The 13,775-nt window shown below is 60.8% G+C and carries 12 protein-coding genes; 4 read left to right on the forward strand and 8 right to left on the reverse strand.

Annotated features, from left to right (window positions below; genetic code table 11):
- Nucleotides 1–7 precede the first annotated feature (7 nt).
- Together NPS46_RS14645 and NPS46_RS14650 are read left to right on the forward strand one after the other, a co-directional pair.
- Complete coding sequence (locus NPS46_RS14645; protein WP_274108352.1) at nucleotides 8–1,159, forward strand: efflux RND transporter periplasmic adaptor subunit; 1,152 nt, start codon at nucleotides 8–10, stop codon at nucleotides 1,157–1,159.
- A 14-nt stretch (nucleotides 1,160–1,173) separates the two neighbouring features.
- Nucleotides 1,174–4,203 (forward strand): multidrug efflux RND transporter permease subunit, encoded by a 3,030-nt coding sequence (locus NPS46_RS14650; protein ID WP_274108354.1) that lies wholly within the window; start codon nucleotides 1,174–1,176, stop codon nucleotides 4,201–4,203.
- Between the two features lie 60 nt (nucleotides 4,204–4,263).
- Here the strand turns inward: NPS46_RS14650 and NPS46_RS14655 are convergent, their stop codons facing one another.
- The 5 genes from NPS46_RS14655 to colR form a co-directional block, all read right to left on the reverse strand.
- A complete protein-coding gene (locus tag NPS46_RS14655) occupies nucleotides 4,264–4,494 on the reverse strand; it encodes a hypothetical protein (RefSeq protein WP_274108356.1) in 231 nt (76 codons plus the stop codon).
- On the reverse strand, nucleotides 4,494–5,207 hold the full coding sequence (locus NPS46_RS14660) for a lipopolysaccharide kinase InaA family protein (RefSeq protein ID WP_274108358.1): 714 nt from the start codon (nucleotides 5,205–5,207) through the stop codon (nucleotides 4,494–4,496). The genes NPS46_RS14655 and NPS46_RS14660 overlap by 1 nt, the downstream gene beginning before the upstream one ends.
- A gap of 4 nt (nucleotides 5,208–5,211) precedes the next feature.
- A complete protein-coding gene (locus tag NPS46_RS14665; RefSeq protein ID WP_274108360.1) occupies nucleotides 5,212–5,892 on the reverse strand; it encodes a class I SAM-dependent methyltransferase in 681 nt (226 codons plus the stop codon).
- Nucleotides 5,893–6,066: 174 nt separating this feature from the next.
- A complete protein-coding gene (locus tag NPS46_RS14670; RefSeq protein ID WP_274108362.1) occupies nucleotides 6,067–7,347 on the reverse strand; it encodes a sensor histidine kinase in 1,281 nt (426 codons plus the stop codon).
- The gene (gene colR / locus NPS46_RS14675; protein WP_274108364.1) at nucleotides 7,337–8,020 is read right to left on the reverse strand and encodes a two-component system response regulator ColR; all 684 of its coding nucleotides are present in this window, start codon (nucleotides 8,018–8,020) and stop codon (nucleotides 7,337–7,339) included. The genes NPS46_RS14670 and colR overlap by 11 nt, the downstream gene beginning before the upstream one ends.
- 197 nt (nucleotides 8,021–8,217) lie before the next feature.
- Between colR and NPS46_RS14680 the strand changes: the two genes are divergently transcribed.
- On the forward strand, nucleotides 8,218–10,164 hold the full coding sequence (locus tag NPS46_RS14680) for an LTA synthase family protein (protein ID WP_274108366.1): 1,947 nt from the start codon (nucleotides 8,218–8,220) through the stop codon (nucleotides 10,162–10,164).
- Nucleotides 10,165–10,231: 67 nt separating this feature from the next.
- The gene (locus NPS46_RS14685) at nucleotides 10,232–10,981 is read left to right on the forward strand and encodes a phosphatase PAP2 family protein (RefSeq protein WP_274108368.1); all 750 of its coding nucleotides are present in this window, start codon (nucleotides 10,232–10,234) and stop codon (nucleotides 10,979–10,981) included.
- Nucleotides 10,982–11,048: 67 nt separating this feature from the next.
- On the opposite strand, the gene groL is transcribed toward NPS46_RS14685, so the two are convergent.
- From groL to NPS46_RS14700, 3 genes are all read right to left on the reverse strand, one after another.
- Nucleotides 11,049–12,692: a chaperonin GroEL gene (groL, locus tag NPS46_RS14690; RefSeq protein ID WP_274108370.1), complete on the reverse strand. Its 1,644-nt coding sequence runs from the start codon at nucleotides 12,690–12,692 to the stop codon at nucleotides 11,049–11,051.
- A 49-nt stretch (nucleotides 12,693–12,741) separates the two neighbouring features.
- Nucleotides 12,742–13,035: a co-chaperone GroES gene (locus NPS46_RS14695; RefSeq protein ID WP_007985847.1), complete on the reverse strand. Its 294-nt coding sequence runs from the start codon at nucleotides 13,033–13,035 to the stop codon at nucleotides 12,742–12,744.
- 254 nt (nucleotides 13,036–13,289) lie between these two features.
- Complete coding sequence (locus tag NPS46_RS14700) at nucleotides 13,290–13,763, reverse strand: FxsA family protein (protein ID WP_274108373.1); 474 nt, start codon at nucleotides 13,761–13,763, stop codon at nucleotides 13,290–13,292.
- Nucleotides 13,764–13,775: the final 12 nt, after the last annotated feature.

Consider the following 13,775-nt stretch of genomic DNA (forward strand, 5'->3'; position numbering starts at 1 on the left):
CCGGAATATGCTGCGCCGCCGCATGCTGATCATGTTGGGTATTGTCGTGTTGATCGTGCTGGCGCTCGCCGGCTACAAAGCCTTTTCCATCTACCGACAGATCCAGGTCTTCTCCGCGCCGAAACCGCCGGTCAGCGTGGCCGTGGCCATCGCCCGCGAACAGCCGTGGCAGGAGCGTCTGCCGACCGTCGGCACCCTGCGCGCCTTGCAGGGCGTCGACCTGAGCCTGGAAGTGGCGGGCACCGTAACGGACGTACAGTTCGAGTCCGGCCAGAAGGTCAAGGCCGGGCAACCCATCGTCCAGCTCGACAATGCCGTGGAAACCGCCCTGCTCGGCACCGCCCAGGCCGACCTGGGCCTGGCCCAGCTCGACTATGGCCGCGGCAGTCAGTTGGTCGGCAGCCAGGCGATCTCCAAGGGCGAGTTCGACCGCCTCTTTGCGCAATTGCAAAAAAACAAGGCCACGGTCAACCAACTCAAGGCCAGCCTGGCGAAGAAACACATCGTCGCGCCGTTCAGCGGCACCATCGGGATTCGCCAGGTGGACGTCGGCGACTACCTCGCCAGCGGCGCAATCATCGCGACCCTGCAGGACGTGAGCAGCCTCTACGTCGACTTCTACCTGCCGGAACAAGCCATTCCCAAATTGTCCATTGGCCAACCGCTCCAGGTCAGCGTGCCGGCCTATCCCAACCAGCGCTTCCCCGGTGAACTCAAGGCCATCAATCCCAAGGTCGAGGACAGCACCCGCAATGTGCTGATCCGCGCCACCCTGGCCAACCCGGACGGCAAATTGCTGCCCGGTATGTTCGCCAGCCTCCAGGTGCTGCTGCCGGATCCACAACCACAGATCGTCATTCCGGAAACCGCGATTACCTACACGCTCTACGGCAATTCGGTGTACGCAGTCGTCCCCAAGAAGGACGCCAATGGCCAACCGGAAAATGACCCGCAAGGCCAGCCGGTACTGATCGCCGAGCGGCGCTTCGTCGAGACCGGCGAACGCCGCGACGGCCTGGTCAAGGTGATCAAGGGCCTGCAGGACGGCGACCAGGTGGTCAGTGCCGGCCAACTCAAGCTCGACAACGGCGCGACCCTGGCCATCAGCCCCGACAAGGCCTTGTCGGCCCCACAGACCAGCCCGCCCCGCGCTGACTGATCAAGGAGCCCCCCATGGCCTTTACCGACCCGTTCATTCGCCGCCCGGTGCTCGCTACCGTGGTCAGCCTGCTGATCGTCCTGCTGGGCATGCAGGCATTCACCAAGCTGACCATTCGCCAGTACCCGCAAATGGAAAACGCCCTGATCACGGTGACCACCGCTTACCCCGGGGCCAATGCCGAGACCATCCAGGGCTATATCACCCAACCGATGCAGCAAAGCCTGGCAAGCGCCGAAGGCATTGACTACATGACCTCCGTCAGCCGTCAGAACTTCTCAGTGATCTCGATCTACGCCCGTATCGGTTCCAACAGCGATCGGCTGTTTACCGAACTACTGGCCAAGGCCAACGAGGTGAAGAACAAGCTGCCGGCCAACGCCGAAGACCCGGTACTGAGCAAGGAGGCGGCGGACGCCTCGGCGCTGATGTACATCAGCTTCTTCAGCAAGGAACTGAACAACCCGCAGATCACCGACTACCTGTCGCGCGTCATCCAGCCGAAGCTGGCGACCCTGCCGGGCATGGCCGAGGCCGAGATCCTCGGCAACCAGGTGTTTGCCATGCGCCTGTGGCTCGACCCGGTCAAGCTCGCCGGCTATGGCCTGGCGGCCAGCGATGTGACCGACGCGGTGCGCCACTACAACTTTCTCTCCGCCGCGGGCGAGGTCAAGGGCGAGTACGTGGTCACCAGTATCAACGCCAATACCGAGCTCAAATCCGCTGAAGCCTTTGCCGCCATTCCACTCAAGACCGTAGGCGACAGCCGGGTCCTGCTGGGTGATGTGGCGCGGGTGGAAATGGGCGCGGAAAACTACGACACCATCAGTTCCTTCGATGGCACGCCCTCGGTCTATATCGGTATCAAGGGCACGCCCAGTTCCAACCCGCTGGACGTCATCAAGGAAGTGCGCAAGATCATGCCGGAGCTCGAATCCCAGCTCCCGCCCAACCTCAAGGCCGAAATTGCCTACGACGCCACACTGTTTATCCAGGCCTCGATCAACGAGGTGGTGAAAACCCTGTTCGAAGCGGTACTGATCGTTATCGTCGTGGTGTTCCTGTTCCTCGGTGCCCTGCGTTCGGTGGTGATCCCGGTCATCACCATTCCGCTGTCGATGATCGGCGTACTGTTCTTCATGCAGTTGATGGGCTACTCGATCAACCTGCTGACGCTGCTGGCCATGGTCCTGGCCATCGGCCTGGTGGTGGATGATGCGATTGTCGTGGTCGAGAACATTCACCGGCACATCGAAGAAGGTAAAACGCCGTTCGACGCAGCCCTGGAAGGCGCACGGGAAATTGCCGTGCCGGTGGTTTCGATGACCATCACCCTCGCCGCCGTCTACGCGCCGATCGGCTTTCTCCAGGGCCTGACCGGCGCCCTGTTCAAGGAGTTCGCCTTGACCCTGGCCGGGGCCGTAGTGATTTCCGGGATCGTCGCCCTGACCTTGTCACCGATGATGTGCGCGCTGCTGCTACGGCGCGACGAAAACCCCAGCGGCCTGGCCCATCGCCTTGATCAACTGTTCGAGCGGCTCAAGCGCCGCTACCAGAGCGCCCTGCACGGCACCCTCAATACCCGTCCGGTGGTGATGGTGTTTGCCGTGATCGTGCTGTGCCTGATCCCGGTGCTCCTGAAGTTCACCCAGTCGGAACTGGCCCCGGACGAAGACCAGGGCATCATCTTCATGATCGCCACCGCGCCGCAGCCAACCAACCTGAATTACCTGAACAGTTACACCGATGAATTCATCAAGATCTTCAAGGCGTTCCCGGAGTACTACTCCTCGTTCCAGATCAATGGTTTCAACGGCGTGCAGTCCGGGATCGGCGGCTTCCTGCTCAAGCCATGGAACGAGCGTGATCGTACCCAGATGCAGATCCTGCCCGATGTACAGAGCAAGCTTGCGCAAATCAGCGGCCTGCAGATCTTCGGCTTCAACCTGCCGTCACTACCGGGGACCGGCGAAGGGCTGCCCTTCCAGTTCGTCATCAACACGCCCAACGACTATGCCTCCCTGTTGGAGGTTACTGAGCGGATCAAGCAGCGCGCCCAGGCCTCAGGCAAGTTCGCCTTCCTGGATATCGACCTGGCGTTCGACAAACCTGAAGTAGTGGTCGATATCGACCGCGACAAGGCCGCGCAAATGGGCGTTTCGATGGAGGTCCTGGGCGGCACGCTGGCGACGCTGCTGGGCGAAGCCGAAATCAACCGGTTCACCCTCGAAGGGCGCAGCTACAAGGTGATCGCCCAGGTCGAGCGCCCCTATCGGGACAACCCCGACTGGCTGAACCATTACTACGTGAAAAACACCCAGGGCGAACTGTTGCCCCTGTCGACCCTGATCAAGGTCACCGACCGGGCCCGGCCGCGGCAGTTGAACCAGTTCCAGCAGCTCAACTCGGCGATCATCTCCGGCTTCCCCATTGTCAGCCAGGGCGAGGCCATCGAGGCCGTCCGTCAGATTGCCCTGGAGGAAACACCTCCCGGCTACGCCTTCGACTATGCCGGCACCTCGCGCCAGTTTATCCAGGAGGGCAATGCCCTGTGGGTCACCTTCACCTTGGCGCTGGCGATTATCTTCCTGGTCCTGGCCGCGCAGTTCGAAAGCTTCCGCGACCCGCTGGTGATTCTGGTCACGGTGCCGCTGTCGATCTGCGGCGCATTGATCCCGCTGTTCCTGGGCTGGTCGAGCCTGAATATCTACACCCAGGTGGGCCTGGTGACCTTGATCGGGTTGATTACCAAGCACGGGATCCTGATCGTCGAATTTGCCAACCAACTGCGCCGGGAAAAGGGCCTGAGCGCCCGCGATGCAGTGGAAGAAGCCGCCGCCATCCGCCTGCGGCCGGTCCTGATGACCACCGCAGCCATGGTCTTCGGCATGGTGCCGCTGATCCTTGCCACCGGCGCTGGCGCGGTCAGCCGCTTCGATATCGGCATGGTCATCGCCACAGGGATGTCGGTGGGCACTCTGTTCACCCTGTTTGTCCTGCCCTGCGTCTATAGCCTGCTGGCCAAGCCGGGACGGACGGGCTGAAGGCCTCGCAAAAAAAGGCCTCGCACTGGGCGAGGCCTTGGGGGGAGTGGACTCAAGCGCTCAGCTCTGGGGCCTGAGCCCCTGGGATAAACCGAACATAAACAGCAGCAGATCGTGATCCGGCTTGACCGCCACTGAGGTCCTGGCCACACGCGGCAACGGGCAGTGCTGGTCAGCCGCTTGCACGGCGCTGAGCACCTGCATCCGCGGCTGCTCCCAGGCCGCAACAGCCAGGGAGGTGACAACCAGCCCCCCGACCAGAAACAAAGTTCGTGCTGTTTCGAGTTTCATCACTGTAAACCTTTGATAGCGCTGCCAAACGCCTTCTCGTAAAAATAGTAGAGCTTGGTCCAGTCTGCTGCATTCCACGACGAATGGCGGCGCAACTGCTTCAGATCGTGGGCTGCAGCCCGCTGCCCCGTCAGGCGCTTGCGGCTTTTTTCCAGGTCCAGCAAGGCGATATCGATCTGGGCCGCACTCCCCTCGCCCGTCACTCGCACGAAAATATGCTTCATATACAGGCAGCTGTGCTGCCAGCGCCCCTGATGCATGCGCGCCAGGGTGGTCGCCAGGGTCGCCAGCAGGCGCTCGTGCACCGCCTCACCGATGCGTTCACGCTCGCCGGCGGTGTACCAGCTCTCGATGTCCATATAGCCGTCCAGCGAGGCGGTGACCAGCAATGCTTGCCACTGGCCATCATCACTGCGCCGAGCCCCGGCAAACACCAACTCGGGAACACCGACCTGCAACAGGCTCAATTCGCGCAAGGCATCACGCTCGCGCAACACCGTGGGCCTCCCCAGCGGGTGCAACCAACTGCGGTAGGTGTGGCCAATCTGGCGCTTGATATACAGCAGTTGGCCTTTTGTACCGATAACCCGTTGGACACCGCTTTCACCACCCCGGCGCTGATTGGGCTCTTCCACCCATTCACCGTGCTGGCTCCAGAAATGCGCGAAACTATCCTTGGTTTCAGTGGGCTGCGTTACAAAATCAACGGCCATCGACCTACCTCTTTCTCAATACATAAACCCGCCACATCGCATAAAGCGGGGCAAAGTCCAGGTGCTCCTGAATCTGGAATCCGGCCTCGCGGAACTCCGATTCGACAGTAGCGCTTGGTAACACAAACCTATTTTGGTAACCGCTCGTCTCACCTTCCTCTGCGCGCTTGCTCTCCAGACGCTTGCGTCGCCAGGCCTTGAAGTTGCCATCGACCCACAACGAAACGATCACGCTGTCCCGGCTGACCCGATGAAACTCGCGTAATAGAGCCTGGCGATGGCTGGCCTCACCGATGTGGTGCAGCAGGCGCATGCAAAAAATGCTATCGACCGCGTTATCGGGCAGGTCGATCTCGAAGGCAGAGGTCTGCAAAGTACATACCCGTTTCACCACCTCCGCCGGCTGTGCGACCTGGGCGATGCCCAGCATCGCTGCCGAGTTGTCCGCAGCGATGATCACCCGGTTCTCCTTTTCCGCCAGCAACGGCCAGAACCGCCCGGCGCCACAGGGCAGATCAAGCACCAGGCCGGGTTCGCCCGCCAACTTCAAGGCACGGCGCGCCAGATGGACATCGCGCTTGTGCGAAAGCTGCCGCGCCAAGCCGCTCTGGTGCTTGAGCAGGTAGTCATGGGCGTGCTGCGTATCGTATTTGTCGGAAAACTGGAGCTTGATCGGCGTCGTCATGGGGCTCTCCTGAAGCTGATGCGCCACCCTAATCAACGGCGCGTCAGCGACAGGTCATGCCCAGGTGAAAATTTCGTCATCCATCCAGCTGAGTATTGCAAGGTTTTACAGAAAGACCACAGTAGCCGAGGGCCATCTTCGATCAATACGTCGAAAAACCTGCTGCGCCCATACTCAGCCGCGCGTTGGCTCCAGGTCGACCTGGAACCGGCAACCCATGGGCTCCATGGTCGTCAAGGTGACTACCCAGCCCTGGCTGTCGCAAATCCGCTGGACCAACGAAAGGCCCAGGCCCAGTCCTTCGCCGCGTTTTTCGCTGCCACGGACAAAGGGTTGGAACATCGCTTCACGCTTTTCCTCGGGAATCCCCACGCCACTGTCCTCGACCAAAAAACCGCCCGGGTAAAGCGTCAGGCGGATAAAGCCGTGGTCGGTGTAGTGCAACGCATTACGCAGCAGATTGCCCATGACCGCATGCAGGAATGTCACATGATAGCGCCCGTCCTGGGGCGGGCCCGGCACGTAGATCAACTCCAGCCCCTTGGCCTCGATGGGCTCGCGCCAGAGGTTGATCAGGTCCTGCGCAACCACGTCCATCGGCACGTTTGAAGCGTCGCTGGCATCTTCATGCTGAGCACGCGCCAGCATCAGGAAAGTCTGCACCAGCTCGCGCATTTCGCTGCAAGCACGGGCAATACGCTCCACCTGCGCCCGTCCGCGCGGGTCAAGCGCCGGGTTCTCCAGCAGCAGCTCGCAGGAGGTGGCAAGAACCATCAACGGGGTACGCAGCTCGTGGCTGACATCACTGGTAAACAACCGCTCGCGAGTCAGGGCCTGACGCAAGCGACCCAGGGTCGCATCGAAGGCGACCGCCAGCTCGCCAACTTCGTCCGCCGCATAGTCTGGCGCCAGTGGCGGGGCGAGGCCGAGCAACTGATCGCGATGACGCACCTGTTGGGCCAGGCGCACCACAGGCGCCATCACCCGCCGCGCCAGGGTCCAGCCGAGAAACACCGCCAGCACCAGGCTCAGAACAAAGCCGACCAGCACCACGGCAAACAGCACGCGCTCACGCTCTTCGAAATCGCTCTGGTCCTGCAGGAGCACGTAACGGCGACCGTCCACGATCTCCACCATGGCGTGGTAGGACAGGTGCTCACGAAAGACTTCGTGAACGCCGGGCTCCAGATGCCTTAAATCCTTGGGCACGTCAAAATCACCTGGGCCGCCGCTGAAATAGAACAACTGGTCAGGCTCGGGCCGGTGGCTCCAGTCGCTGATACTGTCCATCAGCAGCAGGCGCTGCAGGTCACCGCCCAGGCCCGCCGTGATCAGCTTCTCCTCGACCAAGTGCACGGTCGCCACGATCCCCATGGCGAAGGTGCCCGCCACCAGCGCACTCATCAAGGCAAAGGCAATGATGATCCGCTGGGCTAGGCTCTGCTTAAACTCCATCTCGGCCCTCGGCCAGGCGGTAGCCCACACCGTGCACGGTGTGCAGCAGCGGCTTGGCGAACGGTTTGTCGATCACTTGGCGCAACTGGTGAACGTGGCTACGCAGGCTGTCACTGTCCGGGCAATCATCGCCCCACAGTGCCTCCTCCAGCACTTCGCGCCGCAGGACATGGGGGCTTTTCTGCATCAGCACCGCCAGTAGCTTCAGGCCGACCGGGTTGAGCTTGAGCAGCCGCCCTTCGCGGGTCACTTCCAGGGTATCGAGGTCGTAATGCAGGTCGCCTACCTGCAAGGCGCGCCGGCCTCCGCCCTGGGCCCTGCGCATAACCGCCTCGATACGCGCGGCCAGTTCAGACAGGGCGAACGGCTTGACCAGGTAATCGTCGGCGCCGGACTTGAAGCCCTGCAAACGATCGTCCAACTGGTCGCGGGCGGTCAGCATGATCACTGGCGTATCACGCCGGGCGTCTTCACGCAGGCGCTTGCACAGGGTGTAGCCATCGATGCCGGGCAGCATGATGTCGAGCACGATCAAATCATAATGTTCGGTGGCCGCCAGGTGCAGCCCCGACAGACCATCCTGCGCGCAATCAACGGTATAGCCCTTGAGGCCCAGGTAGTCGGCCAGGTTGGCGAGGATATCGCGGTTGTCTTCAACCAATAGAATTCGCATGGGCAGCTTCTCCGTACACAGTAACGGCCGTCTTGGCCCGCGCAGCTTACGGCCAAGTTTTGTTCACGGCTAGGGCCACCCGGTCAATGGCTGGCAAGCAAAATTGAGTTAACAAATTTTTCACCAACACCTCACACGCTGACTACAGTCCCAGCGCCAGACTTCGGCACCATTGAGAACAATAAGGAACATTGCCAATGCGCAAGCCTCAAACAGCGCCGATGCGCTACCTACTGCTGGTCACCGCTGCATGGATGACGGTTTTCCTGCTGACCCGAACCTTGTTGCTGCTCAGCCACCTGGATGAAGCCGGTGGTCACATCCTGCCGATTTTCGGCATCGGCCTGCTTTATGACCTGGGCTTCATTGCCTATGCCGCCCTGCCTCTAGGCCTCTACCTGCTACTTTGCCCCCCGGCCCTGTGGCGCCGGCGTGGCCATCGCGGGTTCCTCCAGGCACTGCTCACCCTCAGCCTGTTCGCCATGCTGTTTACCGCCGTGGCGGAATGGCTGTTCTGGGACGAGTTTGGCGTGCGCTTCAACTTTATCGCCGTGGACTACCTGGTCTATTCCGACGAAGTACTGCATAACCTGCTGGAGTCCTACCCCATTGCCTGGCTGCTGAGCGGCATTGGTGTCATCGCCCTAAGCCTGAGCCTGTTGTTGCGCAAACCTTTCAACGCAGCCATGGCCGCACCGCTGCCCAACCTGCGCACACGCCTGGCAGGCGGCCTCGGGCTGCTGCTCGCCGCCGGCCTGAGCCTGCAATTACTCAATCAGGACAGCCCGCGCGGCCAGGGCGGCAATGCCTATCAGCATGAACTGGCGAGCAACGGGCCTTATCAATTTTTCGCCGCCTTTCGCAACAACGAACTCGACTATCAACAGTTCTACAGCAGCCTGCCCGCCGACATCGCCGGCCAGCAATTGCGCCGGGAACTGAGCGAGCCCAATGCCCGCTTTATCGCCAGCGACCCGCTGGATATCCGGCGCATGATCAGCAACCCGGGCACCCCACGGCAACCGAACATCATCCTGGTGACCATCGAAAGCCTGAGCGCCAAGTACCTGGGCAGCAATGGCGACGGGCGCAATCTCACGCCCAATCTTGATCGACTGCGTAAGCAGAGCCTGTATTTCAACAACTTCTACGCGACCGGCACCCGCACAGATCGTGGCCTGGAAGCCATTACCCTGTCGATCCCACCCACTCCCGGGCGCTCCATCGTCAAGCGGGTCGGCCGGGAAAGCGGTTTTGCCAGCCTGGGCCAGCAACTTCACGCCGTGGGCTATGACAGTGTGTTCGTCTATGGTGGCCGTGGGTACTTCGACAATATGAATGCCTTCTTCGCTGGCAACGGCTATCGCGTGGTCGATCAGAGCAGCGTCGATGAAACCGACATCCACTTCAAGAACGCCTGGGGCATGGCCGACGAAGACCTGTATCGCCAGACCCTGAAGCTGGCCGACGCCAATTTCGCCCAGCACAAGCCCTTTTTACTGCAACTGATGACCACCTCCAACCACCGTCCCTATACCTACCCGGACGGGCGCATCGATATCCAGTCAGGCAACGGTCGCGACGGCGCGGTGAAGTACACCGACTACGCCATCGGCCAGTTCCTGGAGCAGGCGCGCACCAAACCCTGGTTCGATAACACCCTGTTTGTCTTCGTCGCCGACCACACCGCCGGCAGCGCCGGCAAGGAAGACCTGCCGATTGCCAACTATCAGATCCCGCTCTGGATCTATGCGCCGACAATGATCGAGGCCCGCGAAAGCAATCAGTTGGCCAGCCAGATCGATCTGGCTCCAACCCTGCTGGGCTTGCTCAACCTCAGTTACGAGTCGACCTTTTTTGGCCGCAATCTGCTGGTGGACAACGCCCTGCCTCCTCGCGTGGTGGTCGGCAACTATCAGCACCTGGGCCTGTTCGATGGCAAGGATCTGGCCATTCTCAGTCCGCGCCAGGGCTTACGTCGCCACGACCAGGCATTGGCCGAAAGCCATGAGTCCACCGTCACGGCGCGCGACCCGCTGATACAGCGTGGGATTGCCTACTACCAGGCCGCCAGCCATGGCTTCAAGGAACGTCTGCTTGGCTGGAAACCCGCCGAACAGGCTTCGGCCATTAGCCAACGCTAGCACCAGCTTCCGGGTCAAGGCCCGGGGGCCGGTGCTCCAAGAATCCGTCAACCATGCAGGATCCTCCATGTCGTCATTCACCCGCCCACAGTCGCGTCCATTGAATCTGTGGGTGTACCTGGGCATCCCCCTTCTTGCAGCGGTGGTCTTGGTGCTGCTGGAACTGACCACACTGGATATGGATATCGCCAGGCTCGCCTATGACCCGCTCGCGGGTGATTTTATTGGTAGACACAGCTATTTTCTGGAAAACATCCTGCATGAGCGCGCGAAACAGGCCGTAATCGGCCTGTCGTTACTGGCGATTGTCGCGTTTATCGGCAGTTTGCTGCTCGAACGCCTCAAGCCAGTGCGCCGGGAGCTGGGTTGCCTGGTCCTGTCGATGGCCCTCTCGACGGCGTTCGTCACGCCTGTCAAAGCAGTGACCGCCGTACAGTGCCCCTGGAGCCTGGAGCAGTTTGGCGGCAAGGAAGTCTATAGCGAGCTGCTCAGCCCGCGTCCGGCCACGGACAAGCCAGGCCGCTGCTGGCCAGGCGGGCATGCGGCCACCGGTTTCTCCCTGTTCGCGCTGTTCTTTGCCCTGCGCGACCGGCGTCCGCGCATGGCCCGAGCGGCCCTGGCAGTCGCTGTGACCCTGGGCTGCGTATTTTCCATCGGGCGCATGCTGCAGGGGGCACACTTTTTCTCCCATAACGTCTGGACCGCAATCTTCTGCTGGTTGATCAGCTTTGGGACTTACTACTTCCTGCTGTACCGGCCGGGGAAATGGGCTCGGGACGCGGAACCGCTGACAAGCACGCTGAGCCAAACCGGCTGAACAAACACCAGGCATAAAAAAGCCCCGCACAAGGCGGGGCTTTTTCTATTGCGGGGTGCCGGCTGGCTTACATCATGCCGCCCATGCCACCCATACCGCCCATGTCTGGCATACCGCCGCCAGCTGGTTTGTCTTCCGGTACTTCTGCAATCATCGCTTCGGTGGTGATCATCAGGCTGGCGATCGAGGACGCGGCCTGCAGAGCAGAACGAGTCACTTTGGCCGGGTCCAGGATACCCATCTGGATCATGTCGCCGTACTCGCCGGTCGCAGCGTTGTAACCGTAGTTACCCGAACCCTGCTTGACCTTGTCGACCACCACGCTTGGCTCGTCGCCGGAGTTGGCAACGATCTGACGCAGCGGTGCTTCAACCGCACGACGCAGCAGAGCGATACCGACATCCTGATCGGCGTTGTCGCCTTTCAGTTCGCTGATGGCCTGCAGAGCGCGAACCAGTGCCACGCCACCGCCAGGTACCACGCCTTCTTCAACGGCTGCACGGGTAGCGTGCAGGGCGTCTTCAACGCGGGCTTTCTTCTCTTTCATTTCAACTTCGGAGCCAGCGCCAACCTTGATCACTGCAACGCCGCCGGACAGCTTGGCCAGACGCTCTTGCAGTTTTTCACGGTCGTAGTCCGAGGAAGTGTCGGCCACTTGCTGACGGATCTGCACAACGCGAGCCTGGATGTCGGCTTCAACACCGGCGCCGTCGATGATGGTGGTGTTTTCCTTGGACAGGATCACGCGCTTAGCGTTACCCAGGTGCTCCAGGGTGGTGCTTTCCAGGCTCAGGCCGATCTCTTCGGAGATAACGGTACCGCCGGTCAGGACAGCGATGTCCTGCAACATGGCCTTGCGACGATCGCCGAAGCCAGGAGCCTTGACGGCCGCGACTTTAACGATGCCACGCATGTTGTTCACAACCAGCGTCGCCAGGGCTTCGCCTTCAACGTCTTCAGCCACGATCAGCAGTGGGCGGCCGGCTTTGGCAACGGCTTCCAGTACTGGCAGCATTTCGCGGATGTTGGAGATCTTTTTGTCGACCAGCAGGATCAGCGGACCGTCCAGCTCGGCGGTCATGGTGTCCGGCTTGTTGACGAAGTAAGGGGACAGGTAGCCACGGTCGAACTGCATGCCTTCTACAACCGACAGTTCGTTTTCCAGGCCCGAGCCTTCTTCAACGGTGATCACGCCTTCTTTACCGACTTTTTCCATGGCTTCGGCAATGATGTCGCCGATGGAGCTGTCGGAGTTGGCCGAGATGGTGCCGACCTGAGCAATGGCCTTGCTGTCAGCGCATGGCTTGGACAGGGACTTGAGCTCTTTGACGATGGCGATGGTCGCCTTGTCGATGCCGCGTTTCAGGTCCATCGGGTTCATGCCGGCAGCGACGGCTTTCAGGCCTTCGTTGACGATCGATTGAGCCAGAACGGTAGCGGTGGTGGTGCCGTCGCCTGCGTCATCGTTGGCACGGGAGGCAACGTCTTTGACCAGCTGCGCGCCCATGTTTTCGAAGCGATCTTTGAGCTCGATTTCCTTGGCGACGGAAACGCCGTCCTTGGTGATGGTCGGAGCGCCGAAGCTCTTCTCGATGATCACGTTACGGCCTTTTGGACCGAGGGTCGCTTTTACTGCGTCAGCCAGGACGTTGACACCGGCGAGCATTTTCTTACGGGCGGAATCGCCGAATTTAACTTCTTTAGCAGCCATGATCGATATTCCTTAAATACTTTGTAGTAGCGGGAAATTGAACGGGGAATCAGCCTTCGATAACAGCGAGAATCTCGTTCTCGCTCATCACCAGCAGGTCTTCGCCATCTACTTTCACAGTGTTGCTGCCGGAGTAAGGGCCGAACACAACCTTGTCACCCACTTTCACGGACAGCGCACGTACTTCACCGTTTTCCAGCACACGGCCGGTACCCACAGCGAGGATTTCACCGCTGTTGGCTTTTTCAGCAGCCGAACCTGGCAGGACGATGCCACCAGCAGTTTTCTTTTCTTCTTCGCTGCGACGGATTACGACGCGGTCATGCAGAGGACGAAGCTTCATTGTCGATCTCTCCTAATTGTGGTTTTCATCGGCCGGTGTAGTCCCGGCGGGTTTACAAAGTCCGGCGGTGCCGGGTGCGGTTCGTCGAGCGAACCGCGGAAGTCTGTCTGGCGTGAACACCAGAAACCTTGCGGTGACCGTTACATAAGGGCGCACAAGTCGATTACAAGGCTGGTCACGAAAAATTTTTTATGTCAGCGGCCCGCAATAACGAACACGGCACCCGAAGGTGCCGTGTGCTGGAGCGTCAGTATTCAGGAATCGCGGTGCTCGAATTCGCCTTCGATCACATTGGGCTGGCGACTCCCCGATGGGGCCGCACCTGGGCGACGGACCGCCTGCAGATCATCGGCAAAGGCACGCTGGCGAATCGCCTGTTCCTCGGCGCGCTGACGCATGCGGTTGACCAGCAGGCGTCGGGTGATCGGCAACAGCAGGATCAGGCCGATCACGTCGCTGACAAAACCCGGCAGCAACATCAGGCCGCCACCCAGGGCCATAAACAACCCTTCGAGCATCTGCTGAGCGGGCAGCTCGCCACGATTGAGACTCTCGCGGGCCCGCAAGGCCGTCGCCAGACCCGCCACACGCAGGATCAGTACACCGAACATCGAGCCCAGCACGATCAGCAGCAACGCGGGGAAAAACCCGATAGCGGTGCTGACCTTGAAGAAGACGTACAGCTCAAGCACCGGGAACAGCACAAAGAGCAAAAGAAAAGCGCGCATCGATTGGTTTCC

It is taken from the genome of Pseudomonas putida (assembly GCF_028682395.1).
In the GTDB taxonomy this organism is placed as follows: domain Bacteria; phylum Pseudomonadota; class Gammaproteobacteria; order Pseudomonadales; family Pseudomonadaceae; genus Aquipseudomonas; species Aquipseudomonas putida_AB.

Excerpts from the sequence above, each read along its gene's own strand:
- NPS46_RS14650 (WP_274108354.1), top strand. The coding sequence starts at position 1,174 with ATGGCCTTTACCGACCCGTTCATTCGCCGCCCGGTGCTCGCTACCGTG.
- NPS46_RS14670 (WP_274108362.1), bottom strand. The coding sequence starts at position 7,347 with ATGGAGTTTAAGCAGAGCCTAGCCCAGCGGATCATCATTGCCTTTGCC.
- NPS46_RS14700 (WP_274108373.1), bottom strand. The coding sequence starts at position 13,763 with ATGCGCGCTTTTCTTTTGCTCTTTGTGCTGTTCCCGGTGCTTGAGCTG.
- NPS46_RS14655 (WP_274108356.1), bottom strand. The coding sequence starts at position 4,494 with ATGAAACTCGAAACAGCACGAACTTTGTTTCTGGTCGGGGGGCTGGTT.
- NPS46_RS14645 (WP_274108352.1), top strand. The coding sequence starts at position 8 with ATGCTGCGCCGCCGCATGCTGATCATGTTGGGTATTGTCGTGTTGATC.
- NPS46_RS14695 (WP_007985847.1), bottom strand. The coding sequence starts at position 13,035 with ATGAAGCTTCGTCCTCTGCATGACCGCGTCGTAATCCGTCGCAGCGAA.
- colR (WP_274108364.1), bottom strand. The coding sequence starts at position 8,020 with ATGCGAATTCTATTGGTTGAAGACAACCGCGATATCCTCGCCAACCTG.
- NPS46_RS14665 (WP_274108360.1), bottom strand. The coding sequence starts at position 5,892 with ATGACGACGCCGATCAAGCTCCAGTTTTCCGACAAATACGATACGCAG.
- NPS46_RS14660 (WP_274108358.1), bottom strand. The coding sequence starts at position 5,207 with ATGGCCGTTGATTTTGTAACGCAGCCCACTGAAACCAAGGATAGTTTC.
- NPS46_RS14685 (WP_274108368.1), top strand. The coding sequence starts at position 10,232 with ATGTCGTCATTCACCCGCCCACAGTCGCGTCCATTGAATCTGTGGGTG.
- groL (WP_274108370.1), bottom strand. The coding sequence starts at position 12,692 with ATGGCTGCTAAAGAAGTTAAATTCGGCGATTCCGCCCGTAAGAAAATG.
- NPS46_RS14680 (WP_274108366.1), top strand. The coding sequence starts at position 8,218 with ATGCGCAAGCCTCAAACAGCGCCGATGCGCTACCTACTGCTGGTCACC.